The organism is Rhizomicrobium palustre, from assembly GCF_011761565.1.
In the GTDB taxonomy this organism is placed as follows: Bacteria; Pseudomonadota; Alphaproteobacteria; order Micropepsales; family Micropepsaceae; genus Rhizomicrobium; species Rhizomicrobium palustre.
In genome coordinates this window covers 4,034,129-4,058,413 of record NZ_JAASRM010000001.1, presented here as the reverse complement: position 1 = coordinate 4,058,413, position 24,285 = coordinate 4,034,129, and the positions used below count along the sequence as shown (strand labels likewise).

Below are 24,285 nucleotides of genomic sequence, written 5' to 3'. Positions count from 1 at the left end.
CAGGGTCTACATCATCGGGGCGGTGAGAGACCAATGCGTGTTGACGATACGCCAATCCGCACCGGTTTTGCGGTAGACTTCGGTCGCGTTCCACACCTTTTGTTTCTTGGTTCCGGCGGCGGAGACATAGTGGAACGACAGCACAGCCACATCGCCAAGAACTTGCACATGCGCGTTGGACATCACGCCAGGGGTCGGTTCGCCGCCGCTGGGGAATTTGGCGTAATAGGCGGTGAGCGCGGGCAGTCCGATCAACGGGGCCTCAAGCGCCGGGTCCATATAGACAACATCCGGCGCTGAAATCTCGAGAAAGCCTTGCGCGTCGCCGCCATCCGAGCGGTCCAGCGCGGCGCGCTCCATGGCGATGATTTTGGTCCCGACATCCTCCGCGCAACCAGGACCGGCTAGCCCGACCATGACTGCCGCGAGCATCATAGATTTCCACATGGGGTTCCCTTCCAGTTTGTTCGGTATAGGATGGTTCGACGTCGAACTATATGCAATGCGGCGCGGACGCACAGGCTTTGTCCGCCTAATCTCGCGCCCCATGCCAGTGGCTGCCTCGCCTCGGCCCCTGTTTGCGTCTAGAAGCTTTGTATGTGGCTGCTCTTCGCATTCCTGGGCCCGGTCTCTTGGGCCATCTCCACCCATATCGATAAGTATCTTGTCGACCGCTACTTCCGCGATGCCGACACGGCGGTGCTGATGCTGTTTACCGCGCTGATGGGTGTCGTGACGCTGCCGTTCATCTGGGCCTTTGTGCCAGGTGTATTCGCAGCGTCCTGGAGCTCCATCCTCGTCATGATGGCCTCCGGCGTGATGTATATCGCCGCCATGCTGTTTTATTTGCGGGCCATACAAGGCGAGGAAGCTTCCGTCGTGGCGCCGCTGTTTCAGCTCGTCACCATTTTCAGTTTTCTGCTTGCTTGGGCGATGCTCGGCGAAACCCTCACATTGAAGGCCGGGGCAGGGGCCATTCTGATCATCGGCGGGATTTTGTTTGTCTCGCTGGATGAAAATCTCAAATTCACCGGCCTCAAGCCGCGCGTCGTCTTCGGCATGGTGATCTGCACCGCGATTTTGGCGCTCGCCAATGTGCTCTTCAAATTCTACGCCGTGAAAGACGATTTCTGGGTCACGACCTTCTGGACCTTTGTCGGCGAGGCGCTGTTCGGCATCGGCCTGTTGTGTCTTGCACGCTATCGCAATCAGGCCATTGCCCTGGTCCGAGACCACAAACGCGCCCTGTTAGGCGTCAGCGGGGCCAACGAACTCGTCAATCTCGGCGGCGGTCTTTCAGTGCGCTACGCCTCGTTGCTGGCGCCGGTGGCCTTGGTCTCGGCCATCGCTTCCACCACAACCCTGTTTGTTTTTGCGGTAGGATCGGCGCTCACCGTTTTTGCGCCGCGTTATGCGCGCGAGGATATTTCGCGCGCCAGCCTGATCCGCAAAGGCGCCGCCGCTGTGGTAGTCACCTTTGGTGTGTTCCTGACCGGGGTGCAGTGAAGCTTAGGCTTGAATGTTGACCATCGCGCCTTTTTCGGCCTTTTCCTTTAGGGCCTGCGTGATCTCGTCCTTCATCTGCTTCATGACCTTGTCGCGCTCTTCCGGCGACATGGCGGCGAGCTTCTCCTTGCTCAGCCCATGCGATTTCAGCCAGTTTTCTTCCATCCGCTCGGCCGGGGACATCTTCATGTATTCGCGGAAGCTGGCCTTCGCATCGGGCTGGCTTACGGCGGCGCTAAGATCGTCTGCCTGTTTTGCCGGTTTCCGCGTGAGCGCAGAGCTCGCCGCGAAACTTGCTGGGTTAAAACTGCCAATACTGCCGACCATGCTATTCCCCGTTCTTCTGCGCGCCTTTCGCACCCGGAAAATTTTGCCGTAGGGAGTTTCCTGCCGTCCCAACCCGGCGGGATTTGCCGCTTTTGGCGAAATGGCGGGTGCGCCAGCGCCTTTAGGTTGGGGTAACGCAATCTTCGGGCCAGCTTTCCCGCGCAATTTGTATTCGGGCGGCCTTCCTGCAACAGGCCTGACATCTGTTAACGGCAGTCTGTGTTTGGCGAGACAAACAGCGTTTTTCCGGGTAATTCTTCCTTTATGTGGAAATGGGGAACCACGGTGGGGTTAAGGGCGCTCAGCGTCCTCTATATGCTGGGCGCGTCCGCGTTCGGCTTCGGCCTTGCTTTGCAGGCGCAGCAGCCCTGGGCCGTGGGCGCCAAATCGGTCGCCGAAGAGACCGGCCCATTCCTCACCGAAACCGCCATCACCATCAATGAGCAGGCGCTGAAGCCCGGCTGGGCCTTCACGGTTTGGGCGGCGGGCGAGGCTAAGCTACGTGCCGAACGCCAGATCGCGGCCTGGACAGCTCCGAAAGCCCCAGTGGCCGCCGCGCCCGCGGCCAAGCCGATTCACATCGCCAAGATCGAACCCAAACCCGCGGCGCCGCCGGCTCCCAAAGCCGAGGCCAAGCCACCCGTCGCCGCGGCTCCTTCGCCTTCTCTGCAAATGCCGCAGATGCAGCTGGCGCAAGGGGAGGCGACCACACCGGAGCTGATGCCCGCACCGGATGCCACCCCGCCATCCCCCGCAGAGGTGGGGCGCGTGCTCGCCCATCTCAAGACCGGGCTGACGCGCGAGCTCTACGAGAATTTTTCGCTCTTCCTCTTTGTCAGCAAGGCCAATTATGGGCCCTGGCAACAGCGCATGTTTGTTTTCGCTAAGCAGCCGGGCGGGGACATGAAGCTGCTCCATAGCTTTCCTGTTTCCACCGGGCAGGAAGCGATAGTGGCGGGGCCGACCGGCAAGCTGTTAGGCACGCATACAAATACCGGCTTTTTCCAGCTTGATCCCGAGCGCATGTACAAGCGCTACACCTCCCAGCAATGGGGCCATCCCATGCCTTGGGCGATGTTCTTCAATTGGGAACATGACGGGTTGCAGACCGGCCTCGCCATTCACTCGGCGGTGGGCGACGACATCCAGCTTTTGGGTAAGCGCGCCAGCGCCGGATGTGTCCGCCTGCACCCGCAGAATGCCGAGCTTCTCTTTCGTCTCATCAAGGCGAAGTATCGCGGGCTGACGCCGCGTTTTGCCTATGACCGGCGCACCGCCACTATGTCGACGGAAGGCCTGCTGATGCATGATCAGGCCGGAAACATCCAATATCAGGACGGCTACAAGGTGCTGGTGATGATCGAGAATACCGGCGGCGACGATCTCGTCGCGGCGTTGTTCTAGCAACGTCATGGCCGGGTTTGACCCGGCCATCCACGTTCAGTTCCGCCGCAGCTCATAGAGCGCGATCGCGGCGGCGTTGGAGACGTTCAGGCTCTCCATGGCGCTCTCGATCGGCACATAGGCGGCGGCGTCACAATGCTCGCGCACCAGGCGGCGGATGCCCGAGCCTTCCGAGCCTAAGACCAGCGCGATATCACCTTCATCGGCGACCGCATCTTTCAGCGCGTTTTCGCCATCGCCCGCCAGCGCGATACGCCAGAAGCCAAGCTTCTGCAGCTCTTCCAAGGCGCGGCTGATATTGACCACCGTCACGAAGGGCACGGTGTCGAGCGCGCCCGAGGCGGCTTTGGCCAGCGCGCCCGATTCCGGCGCCGAATGACGGTCCTGCACCACCACGGCGGAGACACCAAAGGCAGCCGCGGTGCGCAGGATGGCGCCTTCATTATGGGGATCGGAAATCTGGTCCAGCACCAGCACCACTCGGCGGCGCTCGGAGGGCTGCAAGGCGTCTTCGATATCGATGCGGGGCAGGGGCTCGCAGAGCAGCGCCACGCCTTGATGCACCGCATTGGGCGGCAGCATGCGGCTGACCGTATCCATATCGCCAATCTCATGGCGCACCCGGCCCAAGAGCTTGGGGCCGATTTCCTCCGCCGCGCGGGCGGTGACCACGGCGCGCTTCACCTTGCGGCGCGAATTGGCGAGGGCGGCTTTGACCGCATGCAGGCCATAGAGCCAAAGCCCGCCTTCGGGCTTACCCTCGAAACGGGGGCGGCTTTCGCCACGGCCACGCGATTCTCCCCGGCCTTCGCCAGAGGACGAGAAATTCGGTTTGAAGCCGGGCTTGCCACCCGGTTTACCGCCCGGCTTGCCGAATGGTTTGCCAGGGGCGCGTGATTTGCCTGAAGTCGGACGGCCAGGGGCGGCCGGGCGGCCAGACGAGTTCGGTCGGGGAGGAAGCTTTGCCATTTCCGCCTTATAGACGCCGCCGCGCGGGGCGCAACCGGCCAATATGTCAGTTTCCCCCCTGGGGCTGGGGCAGACCGGGTGCGCGCACCCTTGACGAGCTCGATTCGGGCGGCGGGGTGGGGGCTACCTCCCGCGAAAATAGAGAAATCCGTCCGCTCTATCGCTGTAGCGCCCGGCGACATCGCCGGAAGGTTTACCGTTAGGTCTCTTCCCGCCTTGTTTTTCGGGGCTGGCGGTGTCAGGTTTGCCCACCCTGATCGCGCAGGGCAATTTTCCGTTCTTTCCGCGCAGGATGGCTATTGACACCCATAAGGGTTTGAAGAATAACCCCCAATCCGCAGCGCGACTCCTGGAGGCATGCTTTACGTTCTACCCAAGCGGGCGGGCGAGTTTTCGCCGCCGCTAATAGTGAGCTTAACTCCTTGATTTGGTTGTAAATGGTGGAGTGTCCCGAGCGGCAAAGGGGGCGGACTGTAAATCCGCTGACTACGTCTTCGTTGGTTCGAGTCCAACCTCCACCACCACCAAATCAAAAAGAGCTAAGTTAAAGGGTAGTTCCAAGGGCCGAGGGGCGCGCGGGTAGGCGAGAAGGAGTCGGACGGGCGGGTGTAGCTCAATGGTAGAGCAACAGCCTTCCAAGCTGATGACGAGGGTTCGATTCCCTTCACCCGCTCCAACTTCCGCCGGGTGGAGGTAGTACCGCAAAGGCTGATGGCCCGCGCGGGACGGTGCGATAGAGACGAATTTCCCGCTGGTCGCGGGCTGGACAGGCAAAAGGGCACAACGATGGCGAAGGCCAAATTTGAGCGGACGAAGCCGCACTGCAACATTGGGACGATCGGCCATGTGGACCATGGCAAGACGTCTTTGACGGCTGCGATCACGAAGGTGCTGGCGGAAGCTGGCCGTGCGAACTTCACCGCCTACGACCAGATCGACAAGGCGCCGGAAGAGAAGGCGCGTGGTATCACCATCAACACGGCGCACGTGGAATACGAGACGGAAGGCCGTCACTATGCCCACGTCGACTGCCCCGGCCACGCTGACTATGTGAAGAACATGATCACCGGTGCGGCGCAGATGGACGGCGCGATCCTGGTGGTGTCCGCTGCTGACGGCCCGATGCCGCAGACCCGTGAGCACATCCTGCTTGCGCGCCAGGTTGGCGTGCCGGCGCTGGTCGTGTTCATGAACAAGTGCGACATGGTGGACGATCCGGAACTGCTCGACCTCGTGGAAATGGAAGTGCGCGAGCTGCTGTCTTCCTACGAATTCCCGGGCGACGATATTCCGATCATCCGCGGTTCGGCGCTTGTGGCGCTCGAGAATGGCGATGCCAAGCTCGGCCATGATGCGGTCCTCGCCCTGATGAAGGCGGTTGACGAATACATCCCGCAGCCGGCCCGTCCGCTGGACCAGCCGTTCCTGATGCCGATCGAAGACGTGTTCTCGATCTCCGGCCGTGGCACCGTGGTGACCGGCCGTGTCGAACGCGGCATGGTGAAGGTTGGCGAGACTGTCGAAATCATCGGCATCCGTCCGACGACCTCGACGACCGTCACGGGCGTTGAAATGTTCCGCAAGCTGCTCGATCAGGGCCAGGCTGGCGACAACATCGGCGCGCTGCTGCGCGGCGTTGATCGTACGGGCGTGGAGCGCGGGCAGGTTCTGGCGAAGCCGGGTTCGATCACCCCGCACACCCAGTTCTCCGCAGGTATCTACGTGCTGAACAAGGACGAAGGCGGCCGTCATACGCCGTTCTTCACGAACTATCGCCCGCAGTTCTATTTCCGCACCACCGACGTGACCGGTGTTGTGAAGCTGCCGGAAGGCACCGAAATGGTGATGCCGGGTGACAACGTGACGATCGAAGTTGAACTGATCGTTCCGATCGCGATGGAAGAAAAGCTGCGCTTCGCTATCCGCGAAGGCGGCCGTACCGTCGGCTCGGGCGTCGTCTCCAAGATCATTAAGTAATATGTGAATACGGGACCGGCTCACCAGGGCCGGTCTTGCATGCAGGAGTGTAGCTCAGCTGGTAGAGCGGCGGTCTCCAAAACCGTAGGCCGAGGGTTCGAATCCTTCCACTCCTGCCACTTTTTTCGATAGGACGAAAATGGCTGAAGCGACGAAGAAGACGACGGAAGAGGGGGGCTCGCTCCCGGCGCCCGCGCGTCGTCGCGGCGGCTTGGTTTCGTTTTACAGCGAAACCGTCCGCGAAATGAAAAAGGTCACCTGGCCGACTTGGAAGGAGACCTATCTGACGACCATCATGGTCTTCATCATGGTGGCTTTGACGGTGGTGTTCTTTTTTGTCGTCGACACGGTGCTCGCCTGGGGCGAACGCCTTCTGATCGGCGCCGCGGGCTAATAGCCGTTTCTTTGACGGCTAAGGTTTGCCGAAGGTTAGATTGATGAGCGAAGCAGGGACCATGTCGGACGCAAAGTGGTATATCGTCCACACCTACTCGAACTTCGAGAAGAAGGTGTCGGAGGAGATCAAGCGTCAGGCCCAGCAGCTGGGTCTGTCCGATCTCATCGAAGAAGTCATGGTTCCGACCGAAGATGTGGTCGAAGTGCGCCGTGGCCAGAAGGTCAATGCCGAACGCAAGTTCCTGCCGGGCTATGTCCTGGTTCGCGCGCGTCTGACGGACGAAGCCTACCATCTGATCAAGAATGTGCCGAAGGTGACCGGCTTCCTTGGCCAGAACAATAAGCCGATGCCGCTGCGCCAGGGCGAAGTGGATCGCATTCTGAACCAGGTCACGGATTCGACCGAGCGTCCGAAGACGACGGTGTCCTTCGAGGTTGGCGAGCAGGTGCGCGTGGCCGATGGCCCCTTCACCTCCTTCAACGGCACGGTGGAAGAGGTCGATCAGGATCGTTCGCGTCTCAAGGTGGCGGTGTCCATCTTTGGCCGTGCCACTCCGGTGGAACTCGAATTCTCGCAGGTCGAGAAGCTTTAAGTGGCGCCAGTCCACAGCCGGAAGCCGTAAGGGCGAAAGGCCAAATTCTGGTGACGTAACGCGCAAGAGGGTTCGCCCTCGCAGCGCTTTTGAAGCGGGAGGGGCAGCCAGCCCCGGCAGAACCGCAAACCGCTAAGGAGGCGGTGATACAGTGGCAAAAAAGATTGTCGGTTATATTAAACTTCAGGTGCCGGCTGGCTCTGCCAACCCGTCGCCGCCGATTGGTCCCGCGCTCGGTCAGCGCGGCCTGAACATCATGGAATTCTGCAAGGCGTTCAACGCCAAAACGCAGGATCAGGAAAAGGGCGTTCCGATTCCGGTGACCATCACCGCGTTCTCGGATAAGTCCTTCACCTTCGAAATGCGCACCCCGCCGGCCTCTTACTATCTCAAGAAGGCTGCGAAGCTGCAGGGTGGTTCGAAGGCTCCGGGCCGTGATTTCGTCGGTACCGTGACCAAAGAACAGGTCCGCCAGATCGCGGAAGCCAAGTTCAAGGATCTCAACGCCAACGACATCGACAACGCCATGCTCCTCATCGAGGGTTCGGCGCGTTCGATGGGCATCCGGGTTGTGGAGTAAAGAACGATGGCGAAGATCTCCAAGCGTTATAAGAAAGTTGTCGAAGGCGTTGACCTGAACAAGGCCTATGCGGTTGATGAAGCTGTGAAGCTGATCAAGTCGCGCGCCACGGCGAAGTTCGATGAGACCATCGAAATCGCGATGAACCTGGGCGTTGATCCCCGCCATGCCGACCAGATGGTCCGCGGCGTCGTCAACCTGCCGTCAGGCACCGGCCGCACGCTGCGCGTTGCCGTGTTCGCCAAGGGCCCGAAGGCTGATGAAGCCAAGGCCGCTGGCGCCGATATCGTCGGTGCGGATGATCTGGCGGAAGCCGTGCAGAAGGGCGAAATCAACTTCGACCGCTGCATCGCGACCCCGGACATGATGGGTGTCGTCGGCCGTCTCGGTAAGGTGCTGGGCCCGCGCGGCCTGATGCCGAACCCGAAGGTCGGCACCGTGACCATGGATGTGAAGACGGCCGTGAAGGATGCCAAGGGCGGCGCCGTGGAATTCCGCGTCGAGAAGGCCGGTATCGTTCAGGCTGGCGTTGGCAAGGCGAGCTTCACCGAAGATGCGATCATTGCGAACATCAAGGCGTTCGTCGACAGCGTCGTGAAGGCGAAGCCCGCGGGCGCCAAGGGCACCTATGTGAAGAAAGTTTCGCTCAGCTCCACCATGGGCCTGGGCGTGCGCATCTCTCTGCCGTCGGTCAACGCCGGCAACGCAGACGCGTAATTGAGTTTTGCGAGGGCAGGGGCTTAAGGCTCCGCCCTCGTTAGTGCTTTCCGGTGGACGTTCACCGGAAAACCTGTCCGAGACCGTTGGGGCTCCAAAGTAAGCCGAAAGGCCCAAACCGAGCTTAAATTTCCCAGCGCAGACGGGGTTCGGGTTTGAACCCTGGGGCAGGCTTGAGCAACAGGGCAGTGCATGGAACGTCACATGTGCTGGTTGTGCTGGGGTTATCCGTCTGTAGACGGGTGAATCCCAAGAAGGAGAGCACAGTGGAGAAAGCCAAGAAGGCGGAAGTCGTCGAAGAGCTGAAAGGCGTCTTCGCGGAGTCCGGCTCCGTGGTTGTCGCCCACTATACCGGTCTGACGGTGAAGAACCTGTCTGACCTCCGCAAGCGCGCTGCCGATGCGGGAGTCACGTTCAAGGTTGCAAAGAACCGTCTGGCCATGCGTGCGCTTCAGGGTACGCCGATCGAAGGCATCAGCCCGCTTTTCAAAGGCCCCACCGGTATTGCGTTCAGCAAGGACCCGGTCGCGGCTGCGAAGGTGCTGACGTCTTATGCCAAGGACAACGCCAAACTGGTGGTTCTGGGCGGATCGGTGGGCGCGTCGGCTCTGGATGCCAAGGGTGTTGAAGCCCTGGCGACCCTGCCGTCGCTCGACGAGCTGAGAGGCAAACTTATCGGCCTCATTCAGGCTCCGGCCACCAAGATTGCGGGTGTCCTTGCGGCCCCCGCCGGTCAGTTGGCTCGAGTCATCAGCGCGTACTCGAAAAAAGACGAAGCCGCGTAAGCGACAACCGACATCAACATTCAAACCCGAAATACACGAAGGAATATCGAAATGGCGAATATCGAACAGTTGGTCAATGACCTGTCCGCTCTGACCGTCCTCGAGGCGGCTGAACTCGCGAAGGCCCTGGAAGAGAAGTGGGGCGTCTCCGCTGCTGCTCCGGTTGCTGCTGCTGCTCCGGCCGCTGCTGCTGCCGCTGCTCCGGCTGCTGAGAAGACCGAGTTCACCGTCGTCCTGGCTGACGCTGGCGACAAGAAGATCAACGTGATTAAGGAAATCCGTGCGATCACCGGCCTGGGCCTGAAGGAAGCCAAAGACCTCGTCGAAGGCGCCCCGAAGGAAGTGAAGGCCGATGTCAGCAAGGACGAAGCGGCGAAGATCAAGAAGCAGCTCGAAGACGCTGGCGCGAAGGTCGAGTTGAAGTAAGGAGGCGCGGCGGGTTGAAAAACCGCAGGCGCGTGCATATTTCATACCAACACTGCTCTTCCGGGACGGGGAACCGCCCCGGAAGAGGCGGTGATTTTCGCTTTAATGGTCAATCCGGCCAGTGGCTTAGCCTAGTGCCGGGTTGTTCAGACGGTTTGTCGGGTTCTACGGACGATAAGGATCGGCGGGATGGCACTTTCATTTACGGGTCGTAAGCGGCTTCGCAAATACTTCGGCAAGATGGTCGAAGTGGCGGAAATGCCCAATCTCATCGAGGTTCAAAAGACCTCCTATGACCAGTTCCTCCAAGTCGACAAACAGGCGGATAATTCCCGCCTGGATGAAGGCTTGCAGGCAGTCTTCTCCTCGGTGTTCCCGATCCAGGATTTCCAGGAAGTTTCGCGCCTGGAATACGTGGACTATTACTTCGAAGAGCCCAAATACGACGTCGAAGAGTGCCAGCAGCGCTCGATGACCTACGCGGCGCCCCTCAAGGTGACGCTCCGCCTCATCGTGTTCGATGTGGACCAGGAAACCGGCGCCAAGTCGGTGAAGGACATCAAGGAACAAGACGTCTATATGGGCGACGTTCCCTTCATGACCGAAAACGGCACCTTTGTCGTCAACGGCACGGAGCGCGTGATCGTCAGCCAGATGCACCGCTCGCCGGGCGTCTTCTTCGACCACGACAAGGGCAAGACCCATTCCTCGGGTAAGCTTCTGTTCGCCGCCCGCGTCATTCCCTATCGCGGTAGCTGGCTGGATTTTGAATTCGACGCCAAGGACATCGTGCACGTCCGTATCGACCGCCGCCGCAAGCTGCCGGTCACGACGCTGCTCTATGCGCTCGGCCTCGATCAGGAGCAGATCCTCGACTACTTCTATAAGAAGATCCCCTACAAGCGTCAGAAGGACGGCAGCTTCGTCACGCCGGTCGATGCTGCGTGGATGCGCAACGTCAAGACCAACAGCGAGTGGAAGAACGCCAAGACCGGTGAGGTCCTGGTGGAAGCTGGCGGCAAAGTCGGCGCCCGCGCCCTGAAGAAGTGGCAGGAAGACGGCATCAAGGGGATTGCCCTTGGCGTCGAGGAACTCCTGGGCCGCTATTCCGCGCTCGATATGGTCAACCCGGAAACCGGTGAAATCTTCGTCGAAGCGGGCGAGGAGTTGACCACGGCTGGCCTCGACACCCTGGCGGAAGCCGGCTTCGACGAGATCGAAGTCATCAATGTCGACGGCATCACCACTGGCGCCTATATCCGCAATACCATGGCGGTGGATAAGAACCACAGCCGTGAGCAGGCCCTGATCGACATCTACCGCGTCATGCGCCCTGGCGAACCGCCGACGCTCGATACGGCGGAAACCCTGTTCGGCCAGCTCTTCTTCGACTCCGAGCGCTATGACCTCTCGGCGGTCGGCCGCGTGAAGATGAACCTGCGCCTGACGCTGGATGCGCCCGATACGATGCGCGTCCTGCGCAAGGAAGACATCCTGGCGATCGTCAAAGCCCTCGCGGAACTGCGCGACGGCCGCGGCGAAATCGACGACATCGACAACCTCGGCAACCGCCGTGTCCGTTCGGTCGGCGAGTTGATGGAAAACCAGTTCCGCATTGGCTTGCTCCGCATGGAACGCGCCATCAAGGAACGCATGAGCGCCGTCGATATCGACACCGTCATGCCCCATGATCTGATCAATGCGAAGCCGGTCGCCGCTGCGGTGCGCGAATTCTTCGGCTCCTCGCAGCTCAGCCAGTTCATGGACCAGACCAACCCGCTGTCGGAAGTCACCCACAAGCGCCGCATGTCGGCCCTTGGACCGGGCGGCTTGACCCGCGAGCGCGCAGGCTTCGAAGTGCGCGACGTGCATCCGACCCATTATGGCCGTATCTGCCCGATCGAAACGCCGGAAGGTCCGAACATCGGTCTGATCAACTCGCTGGCGACTTATGCCCGCGTGAACAAGTACGGCTTCATCGAGAGCCCCTATCGCCGCGTGCACAACAAGCATGTGACGAACGAGGTCGTGTATCTGTCGGCGATGGAAGAGGCGAAGTACATGATCGCCCAGGCCAACGCGCAGATCGACAGCCGTGGCCGCATCACCGATGAATTGGTCTCCTGCCGCAAGCATGGCGACTATGTGATGACCACCCCTGACCAGGTCGATTTCATCGACGTGTCGCCGAAGCAGCTCGTGTCCGTCGCCGCGGCGCTCGTGCCGTTCCTTGAGAACGACGACGCCAACCGCGCGCTCATGGGTGCGAACATGCAGCGCCAGGCCGTGCCGCTTCTGCAGCCGGAAGCCCCGCTCGTGGGTACCGGTCTGGAAGACGTCGTGGCGCGTGACTCTGGTTCGGCCATCGCCGCTCGCCGGCCGGGCGTTGTCGATCAGGTGGATGCCACCCGTATCGTCATCCGTGCGACCGAAGAGCCCGATCCGACCAAGCCGGGCATCGACATCTATCGCTTGAAGAAGTTCCAGCGCTCCAACCAGTCCACCTGCATCACCCAGAAGCCGCTCGTGAAGGTCGGCGACCGGGTGCAGAAGGGTGACATCGTCGCGGATGGTCCGTCCACGGAGCTTGGTGATCTCGCCCTCGGCAAGAACGCGCTCGTCGCCTTCATGCCGTGGAATGGTTACAACTACGAAGACTCCATCCTGATCTCCGAGCGCATCGTGCGCGATGACGTGTTCACCTCGATCCACATCGAGGAATTCGAAATCGCCGCTCGCGATACCAAGTTGGGCCCTGAGGAAATCACGCGCGACATCCCGAATGTCGGCGAAGAAAACCTCAAGAACCTCGACGAAGCCGGTATCGTCTACATCGGTGCCGAGGTGAACGCGGGCGACATTCTGGTGGGCAAGGTGACGCCGAAGGGCGAAACCCCGATGACGCCGGAAGAGAAGCTCCTGCGCGCCATCTTCGGTGAAAAGGCCGCCGACGTGCGTGACACCTCCCTGCGCGTTCCGCCGGGCGTCACGGGCACCATCGTCGAAGTGCGCGTCTTCAACCGCCACGGCGTCGACAAGGACCAGCGCGCGCTGGCGATTGAACGGGCCGAAGAAGAACGTCTCGCCGAAGACCGTGACGACGAACTTGCGATCCTGGAACGCAATATCTTTGCCCGGTTTGCAGAGATCCTGCGCGACAAGAACGCGGCGTCCGGCCCGCGCGGCATGGCCCCTGACTCCAAGATCACGCAGGAAGTGCTCGACACCATCCCGCGTCATCAGTGGTGGCAGATCGGCCTGTCGAACGAAAAGGCGATGGCCGAGATCGAAGGCCTGCGTAAGCAATACGACGACTCCAAGTCGCTCCTCGACAAGCGCTTCGCCGATAAGGTCGAAAAGCTGCGTCGCGGCGATGAGCTTGGGCCGGGCGTGATGAAGATGGTCAAGGTCTTCGTCGCCGTGAAGCGTAAGCTGCAGCCGGGCGATAAGATGGCCGGCCGTCACGGCAACAAGGGCGTGATCTCGCGCATCCTGCCGGTGGAAGACATGCCGTATCTGGAAGATGGTACGTCGGTCGATCTCGTGCTGAACCCGTTGGGCGTGCCGTCGCGCATGAACGTCGGTCAGATTCTCGAGACCCACCTTGGCTGGGCTTGCGCCGGCATGGGCAAGAAGATCGGTGAGACGCTGGATCGCGTGAAGCGCGACGGCAAATTCGAGCCGCTGCGTCGCCAGCTCAAGACGATCTACAACAACGACGAACGTCTCAACGAGTTGGACGATCAAGGTTTGGCCGACATGTCGGAAAACCTGCGCTTCGGCGTTCCGATCGCCACCCCGGTGTTCGACGGCGCCAAGGAGCCCGACATTGTCGATATGCTCCAGCAGGCGGGCTTGCATGAGAGTGGCCAGTCGACCCTCTACGACGGTCGTACCGGTGAATCTTTCAAGCGCAAGGTCACGGTCGGCTACATCTACATGCTGAAGCTGCACCACCTGGTCGACGACAAGATCCATGCCCGTTCGATCGGTCCGTACAGCCTTGTTACCCAGCAGCCGCTGGGCGGTAAGGCCCAGTTCGGCGGCCAGCGCTTCGGTGAAATGGAAGTGTGGGCCTTGGAAGCCTACGGCGCCGCTTACACCTTGCAGGAAATCCTGACGGTGAAATCGGACGACGTGGCTGGCCGTACCAAGGTCTATGAAGCCATCGTCCGTGGCGAAGACACCTTCGAAGCCGGTATCCCCGAAAGCTTCAACGTGCTCGTCAAGGAAATGCGTTCGCTGGGGCTCAATGTCGAGCTGGTGAACGGATAACCGTTTGTGAGGGTCCTCGCGCCTCGGAAAGCCCGGCGCGAGGATACCTGGTGAGAGCCTTCGCCCGGGGCCAATCGATGGGTGAGGGCGGCGACGATAAAGAACGACGCGAACTCGAAAGAGAGTCGAAATGAACCAAGAGCTGATGAACGTCTTTTCGGCCGGCAAGGAGGTCCCCACCTTCGACCGGATCAAGATTTCGCTGGCGAGCCCCGACCAGATCCTTCGCTGGAGCCACGGCGAGATCAAAAAGCCGGAGACGATCAACTACCGTACCTTCAAGCCGGAACGCGACGGCCTGTTCTGCGCCCGTATTTTCGGGCCGGTGAAGGACTACGAATGCTTGTGCGGCAAGTACAAGCGCATGAAGTACAAGGGCATCGTGTGCGAAAAGTGCGGTGTCGAAGTGACGGTGCAGAAGGTGCGCCGCGACCGCATGGGCCATATCGAATTGGCCTCGCCGGTTGCCCACATCTGGTTCCTGAAGTCGCTTCCGTCCCGTATCGGCCTCATGCTCGACATGACGCTGAAGGACCTGGAGCGCATCCTGTATTTCGAAAACTACGTCGTGATCGAGCCGGGCCTGACGCCGCTGAAAGAGCGCCAGCTCCTGACCGAAGACGAGTTCTATAAGTCTCAGGACGAATACGGGAACGACAGCTTCACCGCCATGATCGGCGCCGAAGCTATCCGCACCCTGTTGCAGGCGATCGACCTGCCGAAGCTCGCCGAAGATCTGCGCGCTGAAATCGCCACCTGCAACGGCGGTGAGAAGCCCAAGAAGCTGGTGAAGCGCCTGAAGGTCGTGGAAGCCTTCATCGATTCCGGCAATCGCCCGGAATGGATGATCATGACCGTGATCCCGGTCATCCCGCCGGAACTGCGCCCGTTGGTGCCGCTCGATGGCGGTCGCTTCGCGACGTCGGATTTGAACGACCTCTATCGCCGCGTCATCAACCGTAACAACCGCCTGAAGCGCCTGATCGAGCTCAAGGCCCCGGACATCATCGTGCGCAACGAAAAGCGCATGCTGCAAGAATCCGTGGATGCGTTGTTCGACAACGGCCGCCGCGGCCGCGTCATCACGGGGGCCAACAAGCGCCCGCTGAAGTCGCTCGCCGACATGCTGAAGGGCAAGCAGGGCCGCTTCCGTCAGAACCTGCTCGGCAAGCGCGTCGACTATTCCGGCCGTTCGGTGATCACCGTCGGTCCGGAACTGAAGCTGCATCAGTGCGGCCTGCCGAAGAAGATGGCGCTCGAGCTGTTCAAGCCGTTCATCTATTCGCGCCTGGAAGCCAAGGGCTTCAGCCAGACCGTCAAGCAGTCCAAGAAGCTGGTGGAGAAGGAAAAGCCGGAAGTTTGGGATATCCTCGAAGAGGTCATCCGCGAGCATCCGGTGATGCTGAACCGCGCCCCGACGCTGCACCGCTTGGGCATTCAGGCCTTCGAACCGGTGCTGATCGAAGGCAAGGCGATCCAGCTGCATCCGCTCGTTTGCACCGCCTTCAACGCGGACTTCGACGGTGACCAAATGGCCGTGCACGTCCCGCTGTCGCTCGAAGCGCAGCTGGAAGCGCGCGTCTTGATGATGTCGACCAACAACATCCTGTCGCCTGCCAACGGCAAGCCGATCATCGTGCCGACGCAGGACATCGTTCTGGGCCTGTATTACATCTCCCAGGAACGTGCGAAGGAGCCCGGCGAAGGTCTTGCCTTCAACGACATGGGCGAGATCGAGCACGCGTTGTTCTCGAACGTCATCACGCTGCATACCAAGATCAAGGCGCGCTATCACACCGTCGATGAGAACAACAAGCCGGTAACCCTGCGCGTTGAGACCACCCCGGGCCGCCTGATGATCGCGGAACATCTGCCGCGTCATCCCAAGATCCCGTTCTCGCTGATCAACCGCCTCCTGCGTAAGCAGGAAGTGTCTCAGGTCATCGACGAGGTCTATCGTCACTGCGGTCAGAAGGAGACGGTGCTGTTCGCGGACGGCATCATGGGCCTTGGCTATCGCGAAGCCTGCAAGGCGGGTATCTCCTTCGGCAAGGACGACATGGTCGTGCCGGATACGAAGGAAAAGCTGATCGAAGAGACCCGTCACAAGGTCAAGGAATACGAGCAGCAGTACCTCGACGGTCTGACCACCGATAAGGAAAAGTACAACCTCGTCGTCGATGCCTGGTCCAAGTGTACCGATCAGGTCGCCGCCGAAATGATGAAGGAAATCTCCGAGCCCCGCATCGATCCGGAAACGGGCCGTACGGAGGAGATGAACTCCATTTACATGATGAGCCACTCGGGCGCGCGCGGGTCACCACAGCAGATGAAGCAGCTTGCTGGTATGCGCGGCCTCATGGCGCGTCCAGACGGCTCGATCATCGAAACGCCGATCCTGTCGAACTTCAAGGAAGGCCTCACCGTTCTCGAGTACTTCAACTCGACCCACGGTGCCCGTAAGGGGCTGGCCGACACCGCCTTGAAGACCGCCAACTCGGGTTACCTGACCCGTCGTCTCGTCGACGTGGCCAACGACTGCATCATCACGGCCGAAGATTGCGGCACCAAGCATGGTGTCAACGTCCAGGCTGAAATCGATGGTGGCACGGTCGTCGCCTCGCTGACGGAACGCATCCTCGGCCGCACGGCTGCGGAAGACGTTACCAATCCCGATACCGGCGAAGTCATCATCGAAGCCGGCAACGAGATCACCGAGAACATCGCCGAGCAGATCGAAGCGGCGCATGTCCAGAAGGTGCGCGTGCGTTCGGTTCTGGGTTGCGAGCTCAAGGACGGCGTCTGCGGCAAGTGCTATGGCCGCGATCTGGCCCGCGGTACCCCGGTCAACATCGGCGAAGCGGTTGGCGTTATTGCCGCCCAGTCGATCGGCGAGCCGGGCACCCAGCTCACCATGCGTACCTTCCACATCGGCGGCGCGGCGCAGGTTGCCGGTTCGTCGAAGTCGGAAGCGTCCTATGACGGTACGATCAAGATCCTCAATCGCAACGTCGTCAAAAACTCCGAAGGCGAGTTGGTGGCGATGGGCCGTAACCTGCAGATCCAGATTTTGGATCCGAAGGGTGCGGAGCGGGCCACGTATCGCGTGATCTACGGTGCGCGTCTGAAGGTCGATGACGGTTCGGTCGTGAAGCGCGGTGATCGCCTCGCCGAATGGAACCCGAATGCGGTTCCGGTGATGACCGATACCGACGGTATCGTCCGTTTCGAAGACCTCGTGTCGGGCGTGACCTTCCGCGAAGTGTCGGACGAAAAGACCGGCGTGACCAATCGCGTCGTGATCGATGCCCGCGGCTCGGGTTCCAAGTCTCAGGAGCTGCGTCCCTCGATCGTCGTGGTCGACAAGGATGGCAAAGTCATCAACGTGCCGAATGTGGGTGATGCCCGCTATCCCTTGTCGATGGACGCCATTCTGTCGGTGGAAGATGGCTCGACGGTTCGTGCCGGTGACGTGCTCGCACGTTTGCCGACCGAAGGCGCCAAGACCCGCGACATCACCGGCGGTCTGCCGCGCGTGGCCGAACTCTTCGAAGCCCGCAAGCCGAAAGAGTCGGCGGTGCTGGCGGAAGTCGACGGCTACATCGAGTTCGGCAAGGACTACAAGAACAAGCGCCGCGTCATCATCAAGCCGAAGAACGACAAGCTTGATCCGGTCGAGTTCTTGATCCCCAAGGGCAAGCACATCAGCGTCCGCGAGGGCGACTATGTCGAGAAGGGTGACTACATCGTCGAGGGCAACCCCTCGCCGCATGACATCCTGCGCATCAAGGGCGTGGAAGAACTGACGAACTACCTCGTCAAGGAAATCCAGGACGTCTACCGGCTCCAGGGCGTGAAGATCAACGACAAGCACATCGAAGTCATCTGCCGTCAGATGATGCAGAAGCTTGAGATCATCGACGGCGGCGACACCACGCTGCTCGCCGGCGAACAGTGCGATCTTCTGGAACTGGATGAAGCCAACAAGAAGGCGCTCGACAACAACGGCCGTCCCGCGGTGGGCCGTCCGGTGCTGCTCGGCATCACCAAGGCTTCGCTGCAGACCCGTTCGGTGTTCTCGGCGGCGTCGTTCCAGGAAACTACCCGCGTGCTCACCGAGGCGGCTGTCGCCGGCAAGGTCGATACGCTGGAAGGCCTGAAGGAAAACGTCATCGTCGGCCGTCTCATTCCGGCGGGCACGGGCGGCGCGGTTGCGCGTCTGCGCCAGATCGCTCAGGAACGCGACAAGGTCATCCAGGAGCAGGAGCCGGTCGCCGATCTGCCCCAGCTCGAAGGCCCCAAGCCGCCGACGGAGCCGACCGAACCCCCGCAGGCTGCGGCGGAATAAGGTCTGTACACAGACAAACAAAGGGCCGGTGGAAACACCGGCCCTTTTGCTTTTGGGCTGCAGTAGGTCTTGCGCAAAATCCCGCGCTTGGGTTTCATTGCGGTTCTGGGAATTGGGGGATTGCCATGCTGCAAATGAACTTACCGCCGTTCCGGCGGATCATCTGGGTTATGCCCGCTGCTTTCGCCTTGCATATCGGTGAAGAATTTGTTGGCGGCTTTGCCCGCTGGGTGAGCGAGGTGGTGGGCGGCAGTATGGATGTGCCTGTCTTTCTGCTGAATAATGCCGGCTTTATGGCGGTATTGATGGCGCTGACGGCTTGGGCGGCTGCTCGTCCCAGCGCGCTCAGCGCCTTTCTTCTCATGACCTGGGCCAGCGCCAATCTGTTCTGGGATTTCCTCTTTCACCTCGTCACCACGGCTGCCTTTGACCGCTATTCGCCGGGGCTGTTCACCGCTTCATTGCTCTATTACCCGATCTCCATGGTGATCGGCCTCATCGCCTGGAAAGAAGGTGTCCTGCCGCGCTCAGGATTTATTGTCAGCACAGGCCTTGGCGCGGTGCTGATGGGTTTTGTTATCTGGGCGGGCTTGTTTCATTTCGCGCTCTAAAAAAAAGCCCGCCAATGACGGCGGGCCTTTCGCGGTTCAAGCTGATCCGGCGCTTATTTGCCCATCAGTTCCTTCACCAGCGCTTCCTGGTGGTAGACCGTCTTCAGCGCTTCGGTGATGGCGGCGGTGGATAGCGCGATGGCACGGTTACGCCGTCCATCATACCAATAATCCCCGCCCAGGCTTGCGGCATTGCCGTCGAAGATCACGCCGATCACCTCGCGCCGGGCGTTCAGGACAGGTGAGCCGGAATTGCCGCCGGTGACGTCGTTGCTGGTCGTGAAATTGAAAACGACGCCCGGGCGCAGCTTTTTCTCGGCCATGCTCCAGCGTTCGGAAAGGACGTAAGGCGTCTTGCCGGTCGCCCGCGCATAAAGCCCCTGAAGATAGGTGAAGGACGCGATCTCTGTGCCGAATTCATTCCAGCCCTCCACGGCGCCATAGGAAAGGCGCGGGGTCTGCGTGGCGTCCGGATAATCGCTTGTCCCATAGATCGCAAAACGCGCCTTGGCGATTTTTTCTTCAGCGCGTTCGGTCGGAGCTGTGATCTGGTCTTCATACGTTTTGCGGGCGGCGCGCGAGGCCGCATCGGTGAGAAGCACCAGGCGGATCATCGGATCGTCGCTGGCATCCACGGCTTTTCGTCCGCCCTCCCATAGCGCCTTGCGATAAGCGGGATCCGCAAGCCGCGACTGCATCAGCTTGCCCGCCAGACTCTCCGGCGACTCCTTGCCCAGGAAAAGCGTGGCGGCCTGCGATCCAGGCGTCAGGTTTTCGCGCAGCTTGGAGAGCCAAAAGGTGAGGAGCACGCGATCAAGGTCGGCATAAAAAACGCGCTCGCGGGAAAGAAAGCTCTTTAGCCCTTCCAGCCGGGCATCGCTGAATTCGCGCAAGCGCTCCTTTTCCGGTTTTTCGCGCTCAATGGTGCCGCGCACAATGGCACGCGCATACTCGAACAAATCGGAATCATATCCCGCACGAGCTTCCAGCCAGAGATAGGGCTTTTCGAGCGCGAGGCGTTGCGTCTGAACCTTCTCAAGTTCGGCCCAGGGATCGCCGATGCTGGCGGCGAGGTCTGTATTGGCCTTCACCTTGGCCTTGAAGTCGGCCTCAGCCGCGCGTTTGCGCGCCATCATCACAGGATCAAGCAAGGCGTCGAAACGGCCGCGATAAGCCTTGAATCTGTTCTCGATGCCGAAAAGGTAATTGTTGATCTGACGGGCATGGTCGGGACTTTCGGTTCCGAATTGAGTGAGGGTGCCGCGCAGTTCCGATAAAGTTAGCAAGGTATTGGGCAGGATGATATCGCGCAGGCCTTCAAGCTCGCTCACCGTCATCAGCCGCGATGTCGAGGCGGGATTGCCGGAGACGAAAGCGATCTCGTTCACCGCCGGATTGGCGGCCGACCACCTTAAATGCTGAGGCGTTTTGACGGGCTTATCGTTTTCGTAGAGGCGGACCAGGGCGAAATCGAGGGTGTGGCGCGGAAAGGTGAAATTGTCGGTATCGCCACCGAAGAAGGCGATGCGTTTTTCCGGAGCAAAGGCCAACCGCACATCGCTGTAACGGCGATAGGTATAGAGTTTGAACTGGCCGCCCTGATAAAGCGCTGTCACTTGGCAGCGTAGCGCCTCCTTGCTGTCGCATGCCTCTTTTTCGATTGCCGCGATGGCGCCCTCGCGCGCCTTCAGATATTCGGCGGCGCCCTGTGTGGCGGCATTCACCACCTGGGTGACGTCGGAGATGGAGGTCAGGATTTCCACGGCCATGCCGGGGCAGCGTTTTTCGTCTTCGCGCTTTGCCGGAAGAAAGCCGTCTTGGACGTAATCGGCGACGGCGGTCGAATTGGCCTGTATGCAGGAGCGCACACAATGATGGTTGGTCAGGACCAACCCGTTAGGTGAAACGATCGAAGACGAACAGCCCGCACCGAGCTTGGCGGATGCCGCCATCACTGTATCGCGCCAATTCTGGTCAATGGTCACGCCGTATTTGGCCTTAACGGTTTGGGCGGGAAAATTATCGAACGTCCACATGCCTTCATCGGCCAGCGAAGGCGAACAAGCGAGCAATAAGGCGGCGGGCGCAATGAACCTTTTCATGGGCAGTTACCCGAAAATCGTCAGCCCACGGTACGATTGTGGAGTCTGGTTTCAGCCGGGAGAATTGCCGCACCGCCTTGCGACGCTTTCGCGGTGTTTGGGATTATGGCGGCATGCGGCGTAGTTTTTTGGCCCGCTGTGACGCCACGCCGGGTCTGCCTGTGCCGCATAGCTAGGCTTCGATGCCGGGTGCGCGCAAAAAAAGGGCCGGCGTTGCCACCGGCCCTCGGGATCAGATTGGAATGGCGCTTACTTCGCCATCAATTCCTTCACCAGGCCGTCCTGGTGATAGATCTTCTTCAGCGCTTCCGTGATGGCGGCGGAGGAGGCGACGACGGTGCGGTTGACCCGGCCGTCGTACCAGAAATCACCGCCCAGGCTTTCGATGTTGCCGTCGAACACTGCACCCAGGACTTCGCCTTTGGCCGAGATCAAGGGCGAGCCGGAATTGCCGCCGATGATATCGTTGGTGGTGGCGAAATCGAACACAGTCTTTTCGTTCAGCTTGCCCTTGGCTTCGACCCAGCGCGGCGGCAGCTTGAAGGGTTCTTCGCCGGTAGCGCGCTCATAGAGACCGCCATAATAGGTGAAGGGCTCCACGAACTTGCCTTTCTCGTTCCAGCCTTCCACGGCGCCATAAGAAAGGCGCAGCGAGAAGGTGGCATCGGGATAGGTCTTGGTGCCATAGACCGCGAAGCGCGCCTTGGCGACGGCTTCGGTGGCGCGATCTTCCGGCCCGGCGATCTTGTCTTCGAAGGCCTTGCGGGCGCTGCGCGACGCGGCATCGGTGGCGAGCACGAATTTGATCATCGGATCATCGCTCGCCTTGATGGCGGCGAGGCCGCCTTCCCAAAGCTGCTTCCTGAAGGCGGGATCACCCAGCTTGGATTTGGCAAGCTCGGCAGCCAGGGCTTCCGGCGAACGCTTGCCGAGGAAGAGCTTGGTGCCGGCCGCATCCGCCGTCAGGTTCTCGCGCAGCTTGGAGAGCCAGAACTCGAGGCAGAGCTGTTCCAGATCCGGATAGACCGGCTTGGCGTCGAGCAGGTTCTTCTTCAGCAAGGGCAGGCGGGAGTCGCCATATTCGCGCAGGCGATCGCCATTGGGCTTGCCGCGTTCTTCAGCGGCGCGCACCAGCACGCGGGCATAGCGGAACAGCGATGAGCGGAAGCCCGCGCGCGCTTCCAGCCAATTGTAATCGCCTTGCAGATTGACGCGTTCCTGTTCGATCTTGGCGATGTCGTTCCAGGGATCGCCGATGGCGGCGGCGAGCTTGGGATCGGCTTTCACCTTGGCCTTCAGATCGTCGTCGGCGGCTTTCTTGGTCGCCATCATCTTCGGGTCCAGCAGCGCCTCGAAGCGGCCCTTGAGGGCCTTATAGCTGTTCTCGATGCCAAACAGCGTGGTCTGGGCGGTGCGCGCCTTTTCCGGGCTCTCTTCGCTGAAGCGGATGAGGCGGCCGCGGAATTCCGACAGCATCAGAAGAATATCGGGAAGATCGATATCGCGCTCGCCCTGGAGCTGCTCAAGCGTGTTGAGGCGCGAGGTCGAACCGGGATTGCCCGCCACGAACACCGGCTGGCCGACTTTGGGTTCCGCGTCGGTCCATTTCAGATGCTTCGGCGTGACAACAGGCTTGCCGTTCTCGTAGAGGCGCACCATCGAGAAATCGAGGTCATAGCGCGGGAAGTTGAAGTTGTCCGGATCGCCGCCAAAGAACGCCATCGGCTCTTCGGGCGCGAAGACCAGGCGCACATCGGCGTATTTGCGATAGGTGTAGAGCTTATACTGGCCACCCTGATAAAGCGTGATCACCTGGCAGCGGAATTTGTCTTCCTTGCCGGTGCAACCTTCCTTCTCGATGGCTGCAATTGCCGCATCGCGGGCTTTTAGATAATCGGCACCGGTCTTGCCTTCGCTCGCCGCGTTCACGCGCGCGGTGACATCGCTGATGCCGTCGAGGATTTCAGCCTGCATGCCGGGGCAAAGCTTTTCGTCTTCGCGCTTGGCGGCCATGAAGCCGTCCGTGATGTAATTGGTGCTGGCCGTGGAAAGGTCCTGCGCGCAATCGCGGACGCAATGATGATTGGTGAGCACCAGGCCCGAGCCCGTCACGACCGAGGCCGAGCAGCCGCCCGACAGGCGCACTGCGGCGGCACGCACATCGTCGAGCCATTTCTGGGTGATGGAGACGCCGTACTTCGCCTTCACGGCATCGGCGGGAAAATTATCGAAGGTCCACATGCCTTCGTCAGCAAAGGAGGGCGCCGCCAGAGCCATAGCACAGGCGGAAAGAGCCAAAATACGTTTCACGGGGAAGCCTCAAGAAATCAAACTGGCGCATGGTAGTTTTTCTCGGCTGTCTGTCCAGCGAGGGCTTGATCAATTCCCACTGAGGTAAGTTGGGGGATTGTTAGAGTGAGCGGGACACGCGCAAAGCCACGCGCCAGCGCTCGGCATCAACACGATAACCATTCTCGACGTGGTCGCCGGTTGAGAGAGGAAGCTGGGTCTGAACGCCTAAGCTGATGGTCGCTGTTTCACCTGCATATTGCACCGTCGGGCCGGCATAGAAGGTGGAGGCGAGGGTGCCGAGATCGGCATTGCCCAGCATGGCGTTGAACGCGAACTCGTTGCCGACTTCGACGCCAAGGGTCCAATTCTTATTCAGCGCATGGGCGAGGCCGTAATTGAAAACGATGGCGCTGGAATCCTGCCAATGGCCGAAGCCGTCCTTATCCCAGCTATTCTCGAAATTGATGTTCAAGACGTTTTCGAAATGCGCAACATATGTCGTGAAGAGCAGGCGAAAGGCGATGGCGCGAGAGGAAGGGTTGAACGCCGGATCGACCGCAATGGCAACGCCGAGCGGGCCTTTATCGGGCGCGATCACGCTCCACACCGCTTCGCCTTGCAGGCCGACTAGGCTGGTTTGCACTGAGGCTTCGCCTTGCGGATGGGTGCGGTCCCAATCGTAGAGCAGGGATACGGCGACTTGCAGCCGATCAGTGACGCCGTAATCGAACTCGGTCTGGCTTTGGAAAGAATTGAAGCTCTCTTTGCAATGGCCATGACCGAAGACCAGCCATTGCTGGATGGACTTCTCGCCCTTTGCCATCACAGAGGCTGGGTCGGTGCCGAGGAACGGCGCATCATCGGCCACCGCCGGTGCGCCCAGCAGCAACGCGGCGAAAATGCCCGCTGAGATTTCAATACGCCTCATCACCCCTCTCCCCTGGTGTATGCAAGTGCGAGTGACCCGCAGTCGCTAC

General features: G+C 60.5%; 18 protein-coding genes and 3 tRNA genes. 15 read left to right on the top strand and 6 right to left on the bottom strand.

The annotated features are described in order from the left end of the window. Positions 1–6: 6 nt before the first annotated feature. Complete coding sequence (locus tag FHS83_RS18220) at positions 7–447, bottom strand: YybH family protein (protein ID WP_167084755.1); 441 nt, start codon at positions 445–447, stop codon at positions 7–9. A gap of 150 nt (positions 448–597) precedes the next feature. On the opposite strand from FHS83_RS18220, the gene FHS83_RS18215 reads away from it, so the two are divergent. Continuing rightward, entirely contained in the window at positions 598–1,506 is a 909-nt protein-coding gene (locus tag FHS83_RS18215) for an EamA family transporter (RefSeq protein ID WP_167084753.1), read from the top strand. Between the two features lie 3 nt (positions 1,507–1,509). Here FHS83_RS18215 and FHS83_RS18210 read toward each other — a convergent pair whose 3' ends face one another. Further along, a complete protein-coding gene (locus tag FHS83_RS18210) occupies positions 1,510–1,998 on the bottom strand; it encodes a hypothetical protein (protein WP_167084751.1) in 489 nt (162 codons plus the stop codon). 99 nt (positions 1,999–2,097) lie between these two features. Here FHS83_RS18210 and FHS83_RS18205 point away from each other — a divergent pair, with 99 nt between their 5' ends. Then, complete coding sequence (locus FHS83_RS18205; RefSeq protein ID WP_167084749.1) at positions 2,098–3,237, top strand: L,D-transpeptidase; 1,140 nt, start codon at positions 2,098–2,100, stop codon at positions 3,235–3,237. Positions 3,238–3,273: 36 nt separating this feature from the next. On the opposite strand, the gene rlmB is transcribed toward FHS83_RS18205, so the two are convergent. After that, positions 3,274–4,206 (bottom strand): 23S rRNA (guanosine(2251)-2'-O)-methyltransferase RlmB, encoded by a 933-nt coding sequence (gene rlmB / locus FHS83_RS18200; RefSeq protein ID WP_167084747.1) that lies wholly within the window; start codon positions 4,204–4,206, stop codon positions 3,274–3,276. Positions 4,207–4,645: 439 nt separating this feature from the next. Here rlmB and FHS83_RS18195 point away from each other — a divergent pair. The 13 genes from FHS83_RS18195 (at position 4,646) to FHS83_RS18135 (ending at position 18,914) form a co-directional block, all read left to right on the top strand. Further along, positions 4,646–4,730 (top strand) — tRNA-Tyr (locus FHS83_RS18195). Positions 4,731–4,808: 78 nt separating this feature from the next. Beyond that, positions 4,809–4,882, top strand: a tRNA-Gly gene (locus FHS83_RS18190). Positions 4,883–4,992: 110 nt separating this feature from the next. After that, a complete protein-coding gene (gene tuf / locus FHS83_RS18185) occupies positions 4,993–6,183 on the top strand; it encodes an elongation factor Tu (protein ID WP_167084745.1) in 1,191 nt (396 codons plus the stop codon). 43 nt (positions 6,184–6,226) lie between these two features. Continuing rightward, positions 6,227–6,302: transfer RNA gene (locus FHS83_RS18180), tRNA-Trp, on the top strand. A gap of 20 nt (positions 6,303–6,322) precedes the next feature. Beyond that, positions 6,323–6,577 carry a preprotein translocase subunit SecE gene (secE, locus tag FHS83_RS18175; protein WP_167084743.1) on the top strand — a complete coding sequence of 85 codons (255 nt, stop codon included), beginning with the start codon at positions 6,323–6,325 and terminating at the stop codon, positions 6,575–6,577. Between the two features lie 61 nt (positions 6,578–6,638). Next, complete coding sequence (nusG, locus tag FHS83_RS18170) at positions 6,639–7,172, top strand: transcription termination/antitermination protein NusG (RefSeq protein WP_425061533.1); 534 nt, start codon at positions 6,639–6,641, stop codon at positions 7,170–7,172. A gap of 151 nt (positions 7,173–7,323) precedes the next feature. Continuing rightward, complete coding sequence (gene rplK, locus FHS83_RS18165) at positions 7,324–7,752, top strand: 50S ribosomal protein L11 (RefSeq protein WP_167084739.1); 429 nt, start codon at positions 7,324–7,326, stop codon at positions 7,750–7,752. 6 nt (positions 7,753–7,758) lie between these two features. After that, a complete protein-coding gene (gene rplA / locus FHS83_RS18160) occupies positions 7,759–8,469 on the top strand; it encodes a 50S ribosomal protein L1 (RefSeq protein WP_167084737.1) in 711 nt (236 codons plus the stop codon). 215 nt (positions 8,470–8,684) lie between these two features. Continuing rightward, positions 8,685–9,254: a 50S ribosomal protein L10 gene (rplJ, locus tag FHS83_RS18155; RefSeq protein ID WP_425061532.1), complete on the top strand. Its 570-nt coding sequence runs from the start codon at positions 8,685–8,687 to the stop codon at positions 9,252–9,254. Positions 9,255–9,305: 51 nt separating this feature from the next. Continuing rightward, entirely contained in the window at positions 9,306–9,680 is a 375-nt protein-coding gene (gene rplL, locus FHS83_RS18150) for a 50S ribosomal protein L7/L12 (protein ID WP_167084733.1), read from the top strand. Positions 9,681–9,869: 189 nt separating this feature from the next. Then, complete coding sequence (rpoB, locus tag FHS83_RS18145) at positions 9,870–13,955, top strand: DNA-directed RNA polymerase subunit beta (RefSeq protein WP_167084731.1); 4,086 nt, start codon at positions 9,870–9,872, stop codon at positions 13,953–13,955. A 130-nt stretch (positions 13,956–14,085) separates the two neighbouring features. After that, positions 14,086–18,303, top strand: a complete 4,218-nt coding sequence (rpoC, locus tag FHS83_RS18140) for a DNA-directed RNA polymerase subunit beta' (protein WP_167084729.1) — start codon at positions 14,086–14,088, stop codon at positions 18,301–18,303. Between the two features lie 125 nt (positions 18,304–18,428). After that, positions 18,429–18,914 carry an HXXEE domain-containing protein gene (locus FHS83_RS18135; RefSeq protein ID WP_167084727.1) on the top strand — a complete coding sequence of 162 codons (486 nt, stop codon included), beginning with the start codon at positions 18,429–18,431 and terminating at the stop codon, positions 18,912–18,914. Positions 18,915–18,967: 53 nt separating this feature from the next. Here FHS83_RS18135 and FHS83_RS18130 read toward each other — a convergent pair whose 3' ends face one another. The 3 genes from FHS83_RS18130 to FHS83_RS18120 all read right to left on the bottom strand — a co-directional run bounded on the left by FHS83_RS18130 (position 18,968) and on the right by FHS83_RS18120 (position 24,236). Next, positions 18,968–21,016 (bottom strand): S46 family peptidase, encoded by a 2,049-nt coding sequence (locus tag FHS83_RS18130; RefSeq protein WP_167084725.1) that lies wholly within the window; start codon positions 21,014–21,016, stop codon positions 18,968–18,970. Positions 21,017–21,265: 249 nt separating this feature from the next. After that, positions 21,266–23,326 (bottom strand): S46 family peptidase, encoded by a 2,061-nt coding sequence (locus FHS83_RS18125; protein WP_208414950.1) that lies wholly within the window; start codon positions 23,324–23,326, stop codon positions 21,266–21,268. Between the two features lie 100 nt (positions 23,327–23,426). Next, positions 23,427–24,236 (bottom strand): hypothetical protein, encoded by an 810-nt coding sequence (locus FHS83_RS18120; RefSeq protein WP_167084723.1) that lies wholly within the window; start codon positions 24,234–24,236, stop codon positions 23,427–23,429. Positions 24,237–24,285 lie beyond the last annotated feature (49 nt).